This window comes from Pseudoalteromonas sp. MelDa3 (genome assembly GCF_002863625.1).
Taxonomy (GTDB): Bacteria; Pseudomonadota; Gammaproteobacteria; order Enterobacterales; family Alteromonadaceae; genus Pseudoalteromonas; species Pseudoalteromonas arctica.
Map to the genome: position 1 here is coordinate 1 of NZ_PJBR01000030.1, position 18,364 is coordinate 18,364.

The following is an 18,364-nucleotide window of genomic DNA, read 5'->3' on the forward strand; positions in this document are numbered from 1 at the left end:
TTTTTTTTAAGTTAAAAAAATAAAAAACACCTCATTTACTTTACTAACAAAATAACAAACAAACCGGCTAAATAGTCGTTACTTAATAGCGCTATCAGAAATAACGGTTTATTTATTAGTAAATTAGATTAAACTTGTAAAATAAAGATTATATTTTGAGCCGTTATGCTATCAGCTTTCTTCATTACAGACCAAGACCCAAGCCTAATACTTAACGGGGTTTACGATCCCCTTCTAGTGTCAATGTCTGTATTAATAGCCATTTTTGCTGCTTTTTTTACTACAAAGCTCATTGATTTAGCAAAAGAAACTAAATTCCCTCGTTATCAGCGTTTGGCAAATATAACTGCAGCAACTGTATTTTCTTCTGGTATCTGGAGTATGCACTTTATAGGTATGCTAGCTTTTTCGCTATGTACTAATATTAGCTACGATCCAACAATCACACTACTTTCTTTTATTCCTGCATTACTTGCTTGTCAGTACGCTGTATCAATGCTTGTAAATAGTAATGGAAACTTTAGAGTACTTAGCATTTGTTCCATTTTATTAGGGGCTGGTATTGGTACAATGCATTACAGCGGTATGGCTGCAATGGAGCTTGCTCCCATGTTACGTTATGACCCACTAACATTTGGCCTATCAATTTTAGTTGCCGTCGCTCTTTCGTTTATAGCATTATATAGTCGCTTTAATCTTGATAAGTTCTTTCCAAAGCTATCACACCTACAAAACCGAGCCATCAGCGCTATAATATTAGGCCTTGCTGTGGCTGCTATGCATTACATGGGAATGGCATCTACACGCTTTGTCGCAACATCTCCTCTTTTATATGACGACGTAAATGCTTCTGCTGGGCTCACCTTTATAGCTATTGCAGTCGCTACTGCCACGGTTGCTATTACAAGTGTAGTAGCGGTGCTAAACGGTATGGTCAGATATAAAATGTTGCTAGAAGAAAAGTCTGCCGACGAGTCACGACTAAATGCAATTCTAGGCACAGCAATCGATGGTATTGTAACAATAGATCATACTGGTATTATTTTGAGCTTTAATGAGTCAGCTAGCAAAATTTTTGGTTGGCATGAAAATGAAGTACAAAATCATAATATTAAAATGCTAATGGATGATGCTATCGCGACACATCACGACAGCTATCTTTTACATGCTAAAAATGTTGATTTAGGTAAAGTAATTGGTGTTAACCGTGAAATTTTTGCTAAACACAAAAACGGCCACTTATTTCCTATACGATTAGGCGTCGGTGAAGTTAATCAACCAGGGCAAGACCCTCTTTACGTGGGCTTTATTACAGACTTAACAGAGCAACGCGCTTTACAAAAAAGTCTTGAAGAAAAAGAACAAAAGTACCGCTCCTTGATGGATAACATGCCAGGCGTTGCTTTTAGATGCCAATTTGATGATAACTGGACCATGCTTTTTATTAGTCCAAGCATCAACGAATTAACTGGCTATAACCCGAATGAATTTACTGAACACTGCATTGAATTTAACGATTTGATTTTAAAGTCTGATCAGCAGCCTATTGTAGATGCCGTAACAAAAGCAGTAGAAGAAAAACGCCAGTATTCAATCGAATACAGGATTCGCCACAGAAACGGTAATATCTTATGGCTTTTAGATAAAGGCAGCATCGACTTTGATACCCAAGGTCAAGCAAAGTGGATTGATGGTGTTTTAGTTGATATTACTGAACGCAAAGAATATGAAGAAAAACTAGAGCAAGCTAAGTTTAAAGCTGAAGAAGCTGCTTATGCAAAGCAATCTTTTATGGCTAATATGAGCCATGAAATACGCACCCCAATGAATTCTATAATAGGTTTTAGCGATCTATTAATGGACACCCCACTTGATCAAGAACAACAAAAACATTTAGTGACCGTAAATAATGCAGCGCGTTCATTACTTAGATTATTAAATGAAATTCTCGATTCCGCAAAACTAGAGCGCGGTAAGCTCACTATTGAGCCAATACACTTTAGTTTAAAGCCAGTAATAGACAGTATTATTTCTACTTTTTGGTTAGAAGCTAAAAAGAAAGATTTAGAACTTAAACTTCATATTAAAGAATCAGTAAGTGCTACTTATTACGGTGACCCAGATCGACTCAGGCAAGTACTTACTAATTTAATTGGTAACGCTATTAAGTTCACCGAAAAAGGCTCTATTACCGTAACTGTTGGCATGACACAAAATCAGCATCTGTTTTTTGAAGTACAAGATACAGGTATTGGTATTGCAAAAGATCGTATTCAAGCAGTGTTTCAACCTTTTGAGCAAGCCGATGGTACTACTACACGCCGCTTTGGTGGCACAGGTCTTGGTACAACCATAAGCAAACAACTGGTAGAACTTATGGGTGGAACAATAAACTTGGTAAGCGAATTAGGTAGAGGCACCTGCTTTTACTTTTCATTGCCGCTTGCTATAGGTGACGAAACTAAAATAGATCATTTTGATGGTCTACACACCCAGTTACCAGCTCTTAGAATATTGGTAGTTGACGATATTGAACAAAATACAGAACTACTTTCTTTGCTCCTTTCGCGCGACCAGCATGCCGTTACCAAGGCATCAAACGGGCTCGAGGCGATAAAAGTATTTGAAGAACAAGACTTTGATGTCATTTTAATGGATATACATATGCCATTGTGTGATGGCATACAGGCAACGCAAAAAATAAGAGCAATAGAAAACCAAAGACAAATTAAGTACACACCAATTATCGCGCTCACAGCCAGTGTATTACAACAAGATAAGCTTACGGCTAAAAAAGCAGGCATGAATGGCTTTGCAAATAAACCCGTCGATATAAATCAGCTAAACCAAGAAATAGCACAAGTGCTTGGTCTTGGTATTGCAAAAGAAATGGTTATATCGCAAAGCGATCCTAAAGCGCAGCATATAGATTTTGAAAAAGGGTTAGCCCTTTGGGGTTCTAAATGTAAGCAACTTACAGAGATTACTAAATTTATTAGTGACAGTAATAAACGGTTCGAAACATTATTCAGTGATAAATTATCAAATATAAAAGATGTCGATAGCACCATTCACACACTTAAAGGTGTTGCTGGTAACTTAGGCCTAATAACATTAATGAAGTTATTAACCGATTTAGAGCAAAAACAAAGTGACGCTAAAGTTATTAGTACTTTAGACGATATAAAAAACGAGCTACTTGTCATCTCACAACTGCTGTCATCTAATACTTGCGATAAGCCAAGTAGTAAGCCTGAAGATAATAGTTCTGACACGCTATCAATTGATGAAATTAAGTCACTGTGTAAGACGCTTTATCAAGATGCACAAAACGCAGAGCTAAATGATGAGCTATTAGCAAAGCTGCAACGCGGCGCACCTGCTAACTGTCAAGATGATGTTGATGCTATAGCCGAGGCCTTTGATGAATTTGATTTTGATAAAGCACACGTAATACTAGAAACCTTACTTGAAAAACTAACAAACAATGAGTATTAATTAATGGATTTTACAACAGATAGGCCACGAGTATTAATTGTTGACGATGAGCCTGCAAATCTAAAAGTAATGCGCGAAGTGTTAGGTAATCAATATCGTATGTCGTTTGCTAAATCGGGTGATGCCGCATTGGCACTACTTGAAAAAGAACTACCAAAGCTAATTTTGCTCGACATAATGATGCCAGATATGAATGGGTTTGAAGTCTGCCAGCGGGTAAAAAACAATCCTAAAACGTCTCATATCCCCATTATTTTTGTGACAGCTTTGGGGGACGAAAATGATGAATTTAAAGGTTTTGAACTTGGTGCCGTAGATTATATTACTAAGCCAATAAGCCCTGCTATTGTAAGAGCTAGAGTTAAAACTCACTTATCGCTAGTGCAAGCTGAGCAATTAAAACAAGCACATGTAGATTTAGTACAACGCCTAGGCCGTGCTGCTGAATATAAAGATACTGACACTGGCGAACATATAGTGCGTATGAGCCAATACAGCAAAGTATTAGCATTAGCGCTAGGTATGGATGAGCAAAGTGCAGAGCTTTTACGTCAAGCCGCCCCAATGCACGATGTTGGGAAAATAGGTATCCCTGATGCTATCTTACTAAAGCCAGGAAAGTTAACTTCTGAAGAGTTTGAACATATGAAGAAACACGCCATAATTGGTGCACAAATATTAGCAAATTCTTCATCGCCATTATTACAACTCGCTCATAAACTTGCTATTGAACACCACGAAAAATGGGATGGTTCAGGCTATCCTAACGGGATCAAAGGCGAAGAAATATCAATTGAAGGTAGAATTGTTGCCGTTGCTGACGTTTTTGATGCTCTGACTTCAAAACGCCCTTATAAAGAGGCATGGAGTGTAGAGAAAACAATTTTGCATATGCAAGAGCAAGCAGGAGCTCATTTTGATCCCGCTCTAATCGAACTATTTGTGAAAAACTTAGACGATATTCTTGCTATAAAAAATGCAAATCAAGAAAGCTAATTCTTTTTAGCGCTGTGAGAGCCAAGCTCAACATTTGGATAGTAAGACTTTATATAACGATAGTCATGTGAGGTAATTTCATGGCTATTACCGCTTTCATCTTTAAAGTACATAGAAAACGTTACACCATGATCCGCTAGCACTGCTTTTATGTTTAAACCCTCAAGATGATTACGCCATTGAATAAATTGATCCCCTGAGGCCAAAAATGCAATCCCTTTACTACGCCCCTCACCTTCAAAAAGTGCTAAACGAGTTGTTGAACTAGTATCTTCAAGTGTTAAAGGGCCGCGTCCGTCCTCACCCCAAAAGGCAAGCTCGGGTACTACACTAAAACCTAAAACACGCTCATACCACTTAACGGCATCAACCAAGTTATCAACATTTAAATGGCAATGATCAATCCCAGATAACTTAGGTATGCTTGTATTATTCACGTTACTCACCTATTTCTGACTTTAATTGCTCTAAAAATTCATGCATGTACGTTGTACGCCTGTTCGCTTCTGCTTTAGCAGATGGCGTATTCATGCTATCGGCAATATGTAATAACTTTATAAAAAAGTGATCAAGCGTGTATGTTTTATCATCAGCCTCGCGTTCAACACAAAAAGGGTCATTTGGGTTATACAATAACCGAGAAATTGATCCGCCTACTTTCATACAGCGACTCACCCCAATAGCGCCCAATGCATCCATTCTGTCAGCATCTTGTACTATTTGCGCTTCAACTGTTTTAATTTTTATATTTGCGCTGAAACTATGAGCGGCAATGGCATGATGAATCTCATCAAAAAGTGACTCGTCATAATTAATAGATTTTAAAAATTCCAATGCCTTATCGGCTGCCATAGTAGAGGCTTTTGCGCGATCAGGGTGATTTTTAGCAACTGCCACGCAATCGTGCATCCACGCTGCAGGTAATACCACCGACATGTTTGCCTGCTCTGCATTACATAGCTGTATCGCAACACGTACCACGCGTTCTATGTGAGTAATATCGTGAGCTACATCGGCATGCACTAAAGAAGTTATAAATTCTCTACATTGTGAATTAAGTATTTTTAAATCGGGGCTTAAAACGGCGTCAGGCACTATTAGGTTCCAAAAGCTAATGAATCGGTAAATTATCCGTACTTTACCGTGCTTTATGCCCCCCTTGCAAAACATTCATTGTATGTTGCTCCTTGCTTGACTAAAATACAGCGCTTATTTATTACTACTGAGAAGCCTTATGTCATCTGCCGTTTACCTACAAGCTGGTCGCGATAAATCATTAAAAAGAAAACACCCTTGGTTATTTTCAAAAGCCATCAAAAAAATTAAAGGTAAACCTGGATTAGGCGACACAGTAACGATTCACGATAGCGAAGGTAAGTTTTTAGCAACTGCTGCTTACAGCCCTCACTCACAAATTCGCGCACGTGTTTGGAGCTTTGACGAAAAAGAAGTAATCGATCAAAACTTTTTTGAACGCCGTTTACGTCGCTCATTAGAAGCACGTAGCCAAGTAATAGAAGAAGGCGGATTAACAGGGTTTCGATTATGTGCTGCGGAGTCTGATTACTTACCAGGCGTTACAATCGATAAGTTTGATAATGTATTAGTGTGTCAGTTACTAAGTGCGGGTGCCGAGCGTCATAAAGGCGAGATTGTTGGCGCGTTGATGTCTATTTTCCCAGGTTCTAGCATATACGAGCGCTCAGACGTAGAAGTACGCACTAAAGAAGGCTTAGAGCCAATAAAAGGCGCTCTTTGGGGTAATGAACCAACACAGCCGGTACTTATTGAGGAAAACGGTTTTAAAATTGAAGTCGATATAATTGATGGACATAAAACGGGCTTTTATTTAGATCAACGCGATAGCCGCGCCGCACTTGAGCGTTTTTCAAAGGATAAAACGGTACTTAACTGTTTTAGTTATACAGGTACATTTTCGTTGTACGCCCTGCGTGGTGGATGTGAGCATGTAACTAACGTAGACGTATCTCAACCCGCTTTAGATACAGCAAAACGTAATGTTGAGCATAATAACTTAGATTTAAATAAAGTAAGTTTTGTTAAGCAGGATGTATTTAAGTTACTACGCCAATACCGCGACGAAGGCAGACAGTTTGATACCATCGTAATGGACCCACCAAAGTTTGCTGATAATAAAGCGCAGCTAACCGGTGCGTGTCGTGGTTATAAAGATATCAATATGATTGCCATGCAAATACTAAAACCAGGTGGAACATTACTAACGTTCTCATGCTCTGGTTTAATGGAACAAAACTTATTTCAAAAAGTAGTAGCCGATGCAGCACTTGATGCAGGTAAAGACCTACTTATAATGGAGCGATTAAACCAGGCAGCTGATCACCCAATCGCTGGCAGCTACCCTGAAGGCTTTTATTTAAAAGGCTTAATCTGTAAGGTTTTTTAATATCTACTATTGAGTTTAACTGGATTCAAGTTAGTTAAACTGAATGATTTCAAGACCTGCTGTTACCGTGCCATCATCTTCTTTGCTGGCACGTATTACTTTTGCTGTTGCATTTAAAGGCGCAATACTTGGGTGAGTCGAATCAATGTTCACCGTCAGTAATGTATTAGGTTCAAGTAATTCATCTAAATGAATTGATAAACCTGTTGCACTTAAATCCACGCACTCTGCGGCAAAACTTAAACCCGCTATGGGTTCTATCGTTGTTAAATTTGCAGGTGTATTGATCTGCATGCGTCTAAAATTTCGCTTATCATCAGTAAACATACGTTACCTCTAAAAAACCGTGTTAATTTCTTCCAACAAAGCACCCACTGAAAATGGCTTTACAACATATGCGTTACAACCAGCGTCAAACCCTGCTTGTTTTTCAGATGGAGACTCTAGGCCCGATACCATAACAACAGGAATATTTTTTGTTTCAGGTGTGTGTTTTAGCATTCGGCATGTATCATAACCATCAAGACCAGGCATACAAACATCAAGCAAAATTATATCTGGCGGACTCGCAATTGCCGATGCAAGACAGCTTTGCCCTGAATCTGCATAACTAACATCAAATTTCGACGCGAGTGCTGCTTTGAGCATTTCAAAATTAAAATACTCGTCGTCTACCACTAAAAGTCGCTTTGTTTTATGTTCAATCGATGAGGACATAACTATGTCACTTCCTTTTCAAAACAAAAATAAATCCTCCTATTAAGGTACTAAGCTTAATAGAAAATGCAAGTTTTATTCTATCTCTTTTATCGCATTAAGTACTCGCTTAGCCGAAATTGGGTAAGGAGTTCCAAGCGTTTGAGCAAATAGCGACACTCTAAGCTCTTGTTGCATCCAAAAAATAGCGGTTACTTCTTGTGGAATAGGCAAGCCTTTAGGCGTTTTATTAACTACTTTTTTGTACTCTTGAGCAACTTTATCCAGCTCTAGTACGCATAACCTATCACGATTTGGATCCACAGGCAGCTTCTCTAAACGTTTTTGAATCGCTTTTAAATAACGAATTAAATCCGTTATTTTATCTGCGCCATGCGCGCTCACAAAACCTTTAAATATAAGTGACTCAAGCTGTGATTTTATATCGCCATGCGCGGTTATCATGGTTAAATCAACGCGCCCTTTCATTTTTTTATGCAGTGCGTGCGCAATACTTAATACTTGCTCAACTTGCGTTGCAATCGATACAACGGCATCACCGAGCTCACCTCGTATTTGCTCTTTTACCGTTTCAAATGCTTTTTCATCGCGTATATCGCCGTGTTTCACTAATAAGCTATCAACACCTGCGGCAATACAGTCATCAATTAAATCAGCTATTTTACCAAATGGATTAAAGTACAAACCCAGCTTTGCCTTATTCGGTAAGTTTTGTTGTAAGTACTTAATTGGCGACGGCACATTTAACAATACTAAACGGCGCAAACCTTGTTGATGCGCTTGCTGCGCTTTTGCTTCACTATCAAAAAGCTCCACTGCAGCGGCTGATTTTTTATCCACCAGCGCAGGGTATGCTTTTATTTCGTATTGACCTTGTTTTTTAACATATGACGCTGGCAGCTCACCAAAATCCCATTGTGTTAGGTCTGATTTTTCAATGCCTTTATCGGCTACTTTAGACAGTGTTTCGGTTACTTCACCTTGCAGCTCTGCTTTAAGTTTGGCTAAATCAAGTCCACGAGCAAGTAACTTATCGTGTTCATCACGTACTTCAAACTGCAATCGTAAATGCGGTGCAAGCGCGGTTAAATCCCACGCCTCCATATCAACTCTCACACCTGTCATTCTTAATAAACGCGTAGCTAAAGCATCAATTAAGCTACCTTGCATTGGCTCAATAGCTGCAAGTACTGCATCTGCGTAATTTGGTGCTGGCACAAAATTACGGCGAAGCGATTTAGGCAATGACTTTATAAGCCCACTTATTAGCTCATGTCTAAATGCAGGTATGTGCCAGTCAAAACCACTCTCTTGTACTTGATTCAACAGCGCTACCGGTATTTGTACCGCAACACCATCAACCGCTTGTCCTGGGTCAAAATGATAAGCAAGCGGCAATATAATATTGTCTTGCTGCCATGTGTCCGGGTAATCAAACTCAGTGATATTACTTGCGCCGTGCTGCATTAATTCTTCACGGGTCATGTGTAAGTAATGTTTATTTTGTTGTTTTTGTGTTTTATACCATTTTAAAAATGCAGCGCGGTTATTAATTTCTTTGGGTATTTTTTTATCGTAAAACTCAAATAACGTTTGCTCATCAACTAAAATATCACGGCGACGCGACTTATTTTCCAGAACTTGAATATCTTCTATTAGCTCACGGTTAAACGCTAAAAAGCTCTCATTTAAACCCAGCTCTTGCTCAACTAATGCGGTGCGCACAAAAAGCTCTCGACTCACTTTAGGGTCAATATTGCTATAAACACAGCGGCGTTTATTTACAACGAGTAGGCCGTACAAAGTTTGCTGCTCAAACGCGATTACCGCACCTGGCTTTTTCTCCCAATGAGGTTCTGTATAGCTACGTTTTACTAAATGCTGTGCTAATGGTTCTACCCAGTTAATGTCTATTTTTGCATTTGTGCGGGCATATAATTTACTGGTTTCTACCAGCTCTGCCGACATAATCCATTTAGGGCTCTTTTTAAATAAACCTGAACCCGGAAAAATATGAAACTGACTATTACGTGCACCTTTGTATATTTGCTTCTCATCTTTAAAGCCAATATGGCTCAGCATTCCGCTTAATAACGCTTTATGAACAAGTTCGCCATCAGCCGCTTGGCTGGTTGCTTTCATGCCCATTTCGTTACACACAGTACTTATTTGATAAACAATATCTTGCCACTCACGCAAGCGCATATAGGCTAGGAAATCTTTTTGACACAGCTTTCTAAACTGGCCGTTAGTCAGCTCGCTTTGCTGCTCTTCTAAGTAATTCCATAAGTTCAAAAAAGCGATAAAGTCTGAATCTGGGTCGTCAAAGCGACCGTGCTTTTCATTGGCTGCAGCACGTTTTTCTTGCGGGCGTTCGCGTGGATCTTGAATCGACAGCGCCGCCACAATAACAATCACTTCACGCAATGCGCCAAGTTTGTGAGCTGTGAGCACCATTTTAGCTAAACGAGGGTCTACCGGTAATCGGCTGAGTTCTCTACCTGAAGCGGTTAAACTCGTTTTACTATCACGTTTGTCTGGTTTTACTGCTTGTAGTTCTTCTAATAACGATAAACCATCACTTATATTACGGCTATCTGGTGCTTGCACAAACGGAAATTGCGCCATATCACCAAGCCCGAGTGCCAACATTTGCAAAATAACTGAGGCAAGATTAGTACGCAGTATTTCAGGGTCGGTAAACTCTGGGCGCGATAAAAAATCATCCTCAGAGTACAAGCGAATACAAATACCCGCTTCAACACGTCCACAACGACCCATACGCTGATTAGCACTTGCTTGCGATATAGGTTCTATTGGCAGGCGCTGAACTTTTGTACGATAACTGTAGCGGCTTATACGCGCAGTACCTGGATCTATTACATAACGAATACCAGGCACGGTTAGTGACGTTTCGGCTACGTTGGTCGATAAAATAATATGACGACGAGAATGTGGCGCAAATATACGGTTTTGCTCTGCGTTAGATAAGCGCGAGTAAAGTGGTAATACATCGGTGTGTTTTAAATTACGCTTGCTAAGTGCATCAGCGGTATCGCGTATTTCACGCTCACCGTTTAAAAATATCAGTATGTCGCCAGGACCTTCCGCGCACAGTTCGTCAACAGCATCAAAAATACCTTGTAGCTGATCGCCCTCGGCTTCCATATCTTCTTTATTAATATCGGCCGTTGGGTTGTAACGCACATCAACAGGGAAAGTACGACCCGATACTTCTATAATGGGCGCATCATCAAAATGCTTTGAAAAGCGCTCAGGATCGATGGTTGCAGACGTAATTATTATTTTTAAATCGGGACGTTTTGGAAGTAGGTTTTTTAAGTAACCCAAAATAAAGTCGATGTTTAAACTACGCTCGTGCGCTTCATCTATAATTATGGTGTCGTATTGGTTTAAAAAACGGTCTTGCTGAATTTCTGCCAATAAAATACCGTCAGTCATGAGTTTAACGTACGTATTATTAGAAACCTGATCGCTAAAACGAATTTTAAAACCGACTTGCTGACCAAGTTCGCACTTCATTTCTTCAGCAATACGGTTAGCCACCGTTCGCGCTGCTAATCGGCGTGGTTGAGTATGGCCTATTAAGCCATCAACACCACGGCCAAGCTCTAAACACATTTTAGGTATTTGAGTTGTTTTACCTGAGCCCGTCTCACCTGCAATAATAACCACTTGGTTATTTGCAATGGCGTCTTTAATTGTTTCCTTTTTTTGACTTACTGGCAATTGCTCAGGGTAAGTCACTTTAGGAAGGCCCGCTAAGCGTTTATCACGTAATTCTTGGCTACGGGTTATATCAGCCGCTATTTTTTCAAGCGCGTTGGCATGCTTGTTTTCATCTGTTATTTTTTTTACGCCATGTAAGCGTTTTTTGAAAATGAATTGATCTTTTTTCAAGCACGTTTTTAGCTCGCCAAACAACTGACCTAGGTTTACCACCCGCATACCTTATAAAATTAGTTAAAGAGCCATAATTGTATCAAATTAAACGGCCGGGGTTAATCCTACAAAATGCATAACACGGGGTTGTTTGTTATATAAACGCTGCGATTCACCTAAACTGCGAATAATAAATCTATCTCAAGCAGTTATTTTCAGCGCTAACTGCACTGAAAATAACTGGCTAGCAATAAATGAATTAAAATATCATTGTGGTTCAATATGTTAGTAAATCTCTTAACCAGAGTTGAGGTTAATTAAATTACTTTGGCTTATTCGTCGTTAAAAATGCCCACGTAGGTCGCTTGCGTATTCGATTTACTTGCCCGATACATGCCAGAGGTATTAAACGGCAAGCTAATATTCCCCTTAGTATCAATAATAATAACGCCACCAGTGCCACCAATTGGCTTAAGCACACCGTTTATAACTTCATCTCCAGCTTCAGCTATGGTTTTACCTTGATACTTAACACGCGCACATATATCGCTCGCTACGTTATAGCGAATAAAATATTCACCGTGCCCTGTTGCCGATACTGCGCACGATTCGTTTTCAGCAAATGTCCCAGCACCAATTACCGGCGCGTCACCTACACGGCCATAACGTTTTGCCGTCATACCACCTGTGGATGTACCTGCCGCTAAATTACCGTTTTTATCAAGCGCCACTGCGCCAACCGTGCCCATTTTGTAAGAGTTAGGCAATGCTTTGTGCGCGGCTTGGTACTCTTTACTGGTTGCTTTGGCTTTATCTAATTTTTGTTTTGCTTTTAAAAGCGCTTTGTAACGAGGCTCGGTATCAAATAAGTTATTTTCGACAAGTTCAACACCTTGCTCTTTAGCAAACTCCTCAGCGCCTTGCCCACTAAGCATTACGTGTACAGAGTTGTTCATGACCAAACGCGCTAATTTAATCGGGCTCTCAATATGCTTTACACCCGCAACGGCACCTGCTTCACGGTTTCGACCATCCATTATGGATGCATCAAGCTCATGCCCGCCATCGTAAGTGTATACCGCTCCACGCCCTGCATTAAAATAAGGCGATTGCTCTAATACTGTAATTGCCGCAGTTACCGCATCTAAACTTTCACCGCCTTGGTGCAATACTTTATAACCTGTCTCTACGGCCTCTGTTAATTTAGCGCGGTACTGCTTTTCTTGAGCGGGTGTAAATCGTGCTTTTTCTATTGTCCCTGCCCCACCATGAATCGCAATGGCAAAAGGAGTCTCTGCAGCGAATACGCTATTACTTAAAGCAAAAAGGCTGCTCGCAAAAATTGCTAATAAGGGTGTTTTCATAATGAGTTCTTTTATGGGAAAGTTATAAACTAATGTGAATGGTTGCGGGCTTAATTTCAACTAAAGTGAGTTTAATGGCATAAAAAAAGCGCCTTAAGGCGCTTTTTAAAATTTTACGTGTTTGTAATTAAGCTTGTTTAGCTTTTAAACGCGCTAAACGTGCTACTTGATGAGTAGACGTTAAGAAAGAATAAATTGGTGCTAAGTAACCACGTTTACGAAGCTCTAAGAAATCAGCATCGCTTAACTCGTTTAGCTTTTTCTCATCGATAAGGTAAATACCGTTGATGTCTTTTTTCTCGCCTTTAATGTCTACTGTTAGCGTTTGCGCAATTAGTAGCTCTTTATCAGCAAGGAATTTAGTGAACGCTTCAGTTACTTGAGAAAACTCAATGAAAGATACAAGCGCTTCTTTACGACGTTTTAGGTAATCTGTTTCTTCGCCGTTTTCAAATAATGCATTACCTTCGTCTTCACCAACAAGCGCACTTGCTTCGTCAATTACGATACCGTATTGATCTTGATCTGGGTGTTTAACTAAGCCCAGTGGGTAACGAGTAGATGCCATAGGTGCAAATGCTGCAGTCCATTTACCATCTTCTACAAAAAGGTTTTCGCCTGGCTCTAAGCCAAACATAGCAACAGCTTGAAAAGTGCCGCTTTCGTTGTTTTTAACGAATGACATTGGAAACTCGTTTGCTACGCGTGCAAACTCATGTGCAACTACTGGCACTAAATGTTGAGTTTTCATGAATTCTACATTGATGCCGTTTTGAATTTTAGTGTTGGCATGTTTTTCGTTGTGTAAAGGCTGTACTTGTTGCTCCGCCATGTTACTGCTCCGTTTATTTTAATTTATATGTTTCATTGTTAATACCTTTAGGCTAATGCTTTTGAGCTAAAAAAGGAAGGGAAACTTTTATGACAACGACCATGAAAAAATAAAATTTAACTAAATCTGAACGTTGCTAAAAAACATACAGCTCAAACTCATAAATTTTGTTCAAAAACAACACACTTCATGGTTGATTTTAATACAAACCAAAGTTATTCATTAACATTGGTTAACAGTTCAGGACTGTTTTTTTGCGGTGTTTAGGCTTAAATTTGAGCAAATAAAAAAGGCCGCTTATATAAGCGGCCTTTAAAAGTTAAATTAGCACCTAAATTAAGGCGCCCAATATACTTCAATATTTATACTTGGGTGATTAAGCACAGCGCGAAGTGGCATGTCATTAACATCGCCGCCCGCTTTTGCTTGCTTATAAACAGCGAGTTTTTCTTCACCGCTAATTAAAAGCTTAACCACTTTAGATTGCGCAATGGCATTTAACGTAAGCGTCATTCGCTCAGTAATACTACCCGTCACATCACTTTGTATCGCATTAATTGCACATACTGTTTGCTCAGTTGTTAAACCGTGCTCTAAACCTTCTGCATTTGGGAATAACGACGCTGTATGACCATCTGGGCCCATGCCTAGAATAGTTACATCGTATGGCGCTTTTAAAGCACTGTAAGCGGCTTCACACACATCACTGCCTTGCTGCGCGGTTGCAGCATCGTTTTTCATGGTTATAAAGTTTGCAGCACTGCCGTAGTTTTGTAATAACGTGCTTTTAATAAAAGCTTCGTTACTTTTTTCATGGCTTGGGTCTACCCAGCGTTCATCAACCATAGCAACATCAACATGTTGCCAATCTAAATCAAGCGTTGATAAATGCTTATAAGCTGGCGCAGGAGACGAGCCACCCGACACCATTAATACAGCACGGCCATCGTTTTTAATGCCATCACGTAGTGATTGCTCAAGCGTTGCAGAAAGCTCGGCTGTTAACGCGTCTTTATCGTCAAAAAATTTTTCAACTAGTGTTGCCATGCTTATACCTTATCGCCTGTGTTAAACCACACGTGGCTTTTTTCTGCCAATAGTTCATCAGCATCCTCAGGACCCCAGCTACCAGCACGGTAAAGTGCAGGCTTGCCTTTGTCTTGCCAACGGTCAATGATTGGATCAATCCATTTCCACGCTTGACGAACTTCATCACGGTGAATAAATAATGATGGGTTATTTGCAGCGGCATCAAGCATTAAACGCTTGTACGCATCTGAGTGAAAACCATTGCTGTAAGCTTGTGAAAGCTCAATATTCATTGTTACTGGCTCAAGTTGCATTTGAAGGTTATCAAGACGCTTAGACATAAGCGTTAGTTGAATTGTTTCCTCTGGTTGCAAACGAATAACAAGACGATTTGGCTCGATATTACCCACGTTATCTTCGTAGATATTGTGAGATACTTTTTTGTATTCAACCACAATTTCTGCACAGCGCTTAGCCATACGTTTACCCGTACGAAGGTAAAATGGAACACCCGCCCAGCGCCAGTTATCAATATGTGCACGAATAGCTACAAACGTTTCTGTTTTACTAGAACCTTCATTTAGCTCTTCTAAGTAACCCGGTACAATTTTACCGTTTAAGTCACCTGGTACGTATTGACCACGAACAATATTTTCATCAACATCACCACCTACTAGTGGGCGAAGTGCTTCTAATACTTTTAATTTTTCGTTACGAATACTGTTAGCGTTAAGTTTATTAGGCGACTCCATTGCAACTAAACAAAGTAGTTGTAATAAATGGTTTTGAACCATGTCACGAAGTGCACCGGCTTTATCGTAAAAACCAGCACGGCTTTCAAGACCAACAGTTTCTGATAAGCTAATTTGGATGTTATCAATAGATTTAGCATCCCACATATTTTCAAACAATGAGTTTGAAAAACGTAGCGCCATTAAGTTTTGTACTGTTTCTTTACCTAAGTAATGGTCAATACGGAAAATTTGCTCTTCATTAAAAAATTCCGCAATTTTTCCATTAATTGCTTCAGCAGAATCACCGCAATAACCAATAGGCTTTTCAACAACAACGCGTGATGTAGGTGTAATTAAACCTTTAGTCGATAATATTTCACAACATGTGCCGTAAACAGCAGGTGGAAGCGATAAATAAAACACGCGAGACTTAGTGCTTTCGTGCTCATCTAAAATGCCTTTTAGCACATCCCAGTTGTCATCTGCTTCTGTAACATTACTTACCACTGGCACTAAAAAAGTAGAAAATGCTTTCCAATCTTTAGCGTTAAACTCACCTTTGCTTAAAAATTCTTGTAATGCTTTATGCGCTGTTTCTATATATTCAGCACGTTTCGATTCTTCGCGCACTGTTGGTAGGATACGTGAGCCTTCAGGTAAGTTACCTTCTTGATATGCTCTGTACATTGCAGGTAGCAATTTGCGTAACGCAAGATCACCACCGCCCCCAAAAATTATAATATCAAAAGGATTAAGCATAGTTACTCTCTACGTTGTGATACCCAGTACACTTTATAAATGCGCGGGTATGCCTATTTATTGCTAGATTAGATGGCTTTTATAGCTGTATTTAAATAAAAGCCTGCTGAATTGTTCTGTATCGATGATTTATTATTATTTTTATCATTGCGCTTATTAAATGAGCCTTAGGGGCCCTGTATCTCCTCTCACAAAAATACAGACCCTAAGCACTCCAGCGCTACCCGTTCAAAGGTACTCGGTTTACTTACTTGCGTAAGCGAATTTTTTACTGCGTACGGTTTTGTTTGTAGTACGCCATTAAGCCGTTTGTAGAACTATCATGAGCGTGTTTCACGCTTTCATCAGTGAGTTCACTCTCAATTTTAGATGCTAAACCTTTACCCAGCTCTACACCCCATTGGTCAAACGAACATATTTCTAAAATAATGCCTTGGCAAAATATCTTATGCTCATACAGTGCAATTAAACGGCCCACTGTTTTAGCATCTACTGTATCTAATAGCATAGACGTTGTAGGACGATTGCCTTGATGAATTTTATGATTTAATAACTCATCAATCTCTGCTTGCGATTTACCCTTAGCGGTTAAATCAGCAGTAACTTGCGCTGCATCTACACCACTCATCATCGCTTCTGTTTGTGCAAAGAAGTTTGATAATAAAATATCGTGATGCTTATCAACATTCACTTGTGGTTTAACTGATGCAATAAAATCTGCAGGTACAATTACATTACCTTGGTGTAAACACTGATAAAACGCGTGCTGACCATTAATACCCGTCATACCCCAAATAATTGGAACTGTAGTATAAGGTACCGTTTCGCCGGCAAAGTTAACGTGTTTACCGTTACTTTCCATTTCGCCTTGCTGTAAATAAGCAGGCAACATATGCAGTGCTTGGTCGTACGGTAATATAGCTTGCGCTGTGTAGCCCAAAAAGCTCGTATTCCATACACTAAGCAATGCCATAATTAATGGTATATTTTGCTCAAACGGCGCAGATTTAAAGTGCTCGTCTATTTCAAACGCGCCTTCTAAAATTGCTTCAAAGGCGTCGTAGCCTAAATATAAAGCAATTGGTAAGCCTATCGCACTCCAAAGTGAAAAGCGACCGCCAACCCAATCCCACATAGTGAATACGTTTTCGTCGCTGATACCAAAGGCTGCCGTTTTTTCTAAATTTGTACTTACTGCAACAAAGTGTTTTGCAATTGTACTTTCATCTTTTGTTGTTTGTAAAAACCAGTCAACCGCTGTTTTAGCGTTTGTCATAGTTTCTGACGTAGTAAATGTTTTTGACGAAATAACAAATAATGTTGTTTCAGGGTCAATGGCTTTCAATATAGACGAAATCTGTACACCGTCAGCATTAGATACGTAATGAACATTTAACGTATCATCAGCAAGTGCTTTTAATGCCTCGGTTGCCATTTGTGGGCCAAGGTTAGAACCACCTACGCCAATACTTACAACATCTTTTACCGCTTTACCGGTATAGCCTAACCATTTACCGCTACGAACTTTTTCTACAAACACTTTAATTTTAGCTAATTCGTTGTCTACGGCTTGTGTTACGTTTTCGCCATCCACTATTAATGGAGTGTGAGCACGATTACGAAGTGCCGTATGTAGTACTGAGCGATCCTCGGTGATATTGATTTTTTCACCGCTAAACATTTTATCGCGCCACGATGCAATATCGCATTCTTTAGCAAGCGACATTAAGTTTGCAAAAACATCGTTATCAATAAGTTGCTTAGAATAGTCGAATAATACGCCAGGTACTTGAGTCGAAAACTGAGAAAAGCGCGTGTCATCTTGTGCAAATAACGTTTTCAGATGTGTTTGTTTCATCTTAGCTGCACTTTGTTCTAGTGCTTGCCAACTTGCTAGTTGCGTTCGGTTAGACATGGAAATATCCTCTAGTTTTTTCAATCAATTGATTTAAAAATGTTTTTTATAAAAGCAAAACTCTTAACACTGTTTATTTACACTAAAATAAAGCGCAGATAGTATAACTAAAAATGCAAAAAAAGTGCTGTTTTTATAATTTTAGATGCCGATGATAACGCAATTTTTAGCTTTTGACACCGGTATCATAAA

13 protein-coding genes are annotated in these 18,364 nt (G+C 39.5%); 3 read left to right on the forward strand and 10 right to left on the reverse strand.

Features of this window, described 5'->3' with window-relative positions; all coding sequences use genetic code 11:
* The first annotated feature begins 165 nt into the window (after positions 1-165).
* The gene (locus tag CXF89_RS08210; protein ID WP_121954322.1) at positions 166-3,498 is read left to right on the forward strand and encodes an MHYT domain-containing protein; all 3,333 of its coding nucleotides are present in this window, start codon (positions 166-168) and stop codon (positions 3,496-3,498) included.
* A gap of 3 nt (positions 3,499-3,501) precedes the next feature.
* Complete coding sequence (locus CXF89_RS08215; protein WP_121954323.1) at positions 3,502-4,494, forward strand: response regulator; 993 nt, start codon at positions 3,502-3,504, stop codon at positions 4,492-4,494.
* Here the strand turns inward: CXF89_RS08215 and CXF89_RS08220 are convergent.
* Positions 4,491-4,931: a VOC family protein gene (locus CXF89_RS08220; RefSeq protein WP_121954324.1), complete on the reverse strand. Its 441-nt coding sequence runs from the start codon at positions 4,929-4,931 to the stop codon at positions 4,491-4,493. The genes CXF89_RS08215 and CXF89_RS08220 overlap by 4 nt on opposite strands.
* A 1-nt stretch (position 4,932) precedes the next feature.
* Positions 4,933-5,664: an HD domain-containing protein gene (locus tag CXF89_RS08225; protein ID WP_374703122.1), complete on the reverse strand. Its 732-nt coding sequence runs from the start codon at positions 5,662-5,664 to the stop codon at positions 4,933-4,935.
* 64 nt (positions 5,665-5,728) lie between these two features.
* On the opposite strand from CXF89_RS08225, the gene CXF89_RS08230 reads away from it, so the two are divergent.
* The gene (locus tag CXF89_RS08230; protein ID WP_121954326.1) at positions 5,729-6,919 is read left to right on the forward strand and encodes a class I SAM-dependent methyltransferase; all 1,191 of its coding nucleotides are present in this window, start codon (positions 5,729-5,731) and stop codon (positions 6,917-6,919) included.
* A 30-nt stretch (positions 6,920-6,949) separates the two neighbouring features.
* On the opposite strand, the gene CXF89_RS08235 is transcribed toward CXF89_RS08230, so the two are convergent.
* From CXF89_RS08235 to pgi, 8 genes are all read right to left on the reverse strand, one after another.
* Positions 6,950-7,246, reverse strand: a complete 297-nt coding sequence (locus CXF89_RS08235) for a PilZ domain-containing protein (protein WP_007581065.1) — start codon at positions 7,244-7,246, stop codon at positions 6,950-6,952.
* 9 nt (positions 7,247-7,255) lie between these two features.
* A complete protein-coding gene (locus tag CXF89_RS08240; protein WP_007581064.1) occupies positions 7,256-7,636 on the reverse strand; it encodes a response regulator in 381 nt (126 codons plus the stop codon).
* A gap of 75 nt (positions 7,637-7,711) precedes the next feature.
* Complete coding sequence (gene hrpA, locus CXF89_RS08245) at positions 7,712-11,599, reverse strand: ATP-dependent RNA helicase HrpA (RefSeq protein WP_180961390.1); 3,888 nt, start codon at positions 11,597-11,599, stop codon at positions 7,712-7,714.
* Positions 11,600-11,871: 272 nt separating this feature from the next.
* Positions 11,872-12,903, reverse strand: coding sequence for an isoaspartyl peptidase/L-asparaginase family protein (locus CXF89_RS08250; protein WP_121954328.1), 1,032 nt, complete (start codon positions 12,901-12,903; stop codon positions 11,872-11,874).
* A gap of 127 nt (positions 12,904-13,030) precedes the next feature.
* Positions 13,031-13,735: a SapC family protein gene (locus CXF89_RS08255; RefSeq protein WP_002961447.1), complete on the reverse strand. Its 705-nt coding sequence runs from the start codon at positions 13,733-13,735 to the stop codon at positions 13,031-13,033.
* 336 nt (positions 13,736-14,071) lie between these two features.
* On the reverse strand, positions 14,072-14,782 hold the full coding sequence (gene pgl / locus CXF89_RS08260; RefSeq protein WP_121954329.1) for a 6-phosphogluconolactonase: 711 nt from the start codon (positions 14,780-14,782) through the stop codon (positions 14,072-14,074).
* Between the two features lie 2 nt (positions 14,783-14,784).
* The gene (zwf, locus tag CXF89_RS08265) at positions 14,785-16,257 is read right to left on the reverse strand and encodes a glucose-6-phosphate dehydrogenase (protein WP_101163306.1); all 1,473 of its coding nucleotides are present in this window, start codon (positions 16,255-16,257) and stop codon (positions 14,785-14,787) included.
* A 268-nt stretch (positions 16,258-16,525) separates the two neighbouring features.
* Complete coding sequence (pgi, locus tag CXF89_RS08270; protein WP_121954330.1) at positions 16,526-18,172, reverse strand: glucose-6-phosphate isomerase; 1,647 nt, start codon at positions 18,170-18,172, stop codon at positions 16,526-16,528.
* Positions 18,173-18,364: the final 192 nt, after the last annotated feature.

Bases quoted from the DNA above. Each gene is read 5' to 3' on its own strand.
- CXF89_RS08210 (WP_121954322.1), top strand. From the start codon at position 166: ATGCTATCAGCTTTCTTCATTACAGACCAAGACCCAAGCCTAATACTT.
- CXF89_RS08215 (WP_121954323.1), top strand. From the start codon at position 3,502: ATGGATTTTACAACAGATAGGCCACGAGTATTAATTGTTGACGATGAG.
- CXF89_RS08225 (WP_374703122.1), bottom strand. From the start codon at position 5,664: ATGTTTTGCAAGGGGGGCATAAAGCACGGTAAAGTACGGATAATTTAC.
- CXF89_RS08230 (WP_121954326.1), top strand. From the start codon at position 5,729: ATGTCATCTGCCGTTTACCTACAAGCTGGTCGCGATAAATCATTAAAA.
- CXF89_RS08235 (WP_007581065.1), bottom strand. From the start codon at position 7,246: ATGTTTACTGATGATAAGCGAAATTTTAGACGCATGCAGATCAATACA.
- CXF89_RS08240 (WP_007581064.1), bottom strand. From the start codon at position 7,636: ATGTCCTCATCGATTGAACATAAAACAAAGCGACTTTTAGTGGTAGAC.
- CXF89_RS08250 (WP_121954328.1), bottom strand. From the start codon at position 12,903: ATGAAAACACCCTTATTAGCAATTTTTGCGAGCAGCCTTTTTGCTTTA.
- CXF89_RS08255 (WP_002961447.1), bottom strand. From the start codon at position 13,735: ATGGCGGAGCAACAAGTACAGCCTTTACACAACGAAAAACATGCCAAC.
- pgl (WP_121954329.1), bottom strand. From the start codon at position 14,782: ATGGCAACACTAGTTGAAAAATTTTTTGACGATAAAGACGCGTTAACA.
- zwf (WP_101163306.1), bottom strand. From the start codon at position 16,257: ATGCTTAATCCTTTTGATATTATAATTTTTGGGGGCGGTGGTGATCTT.
- pgi (WP_121954330.1), bottom strand. From the start codon at position 18,172: ATGTCTAACCGAACGCAACTAGCAAGTTGGCAAGCACTAGAACAAAGT.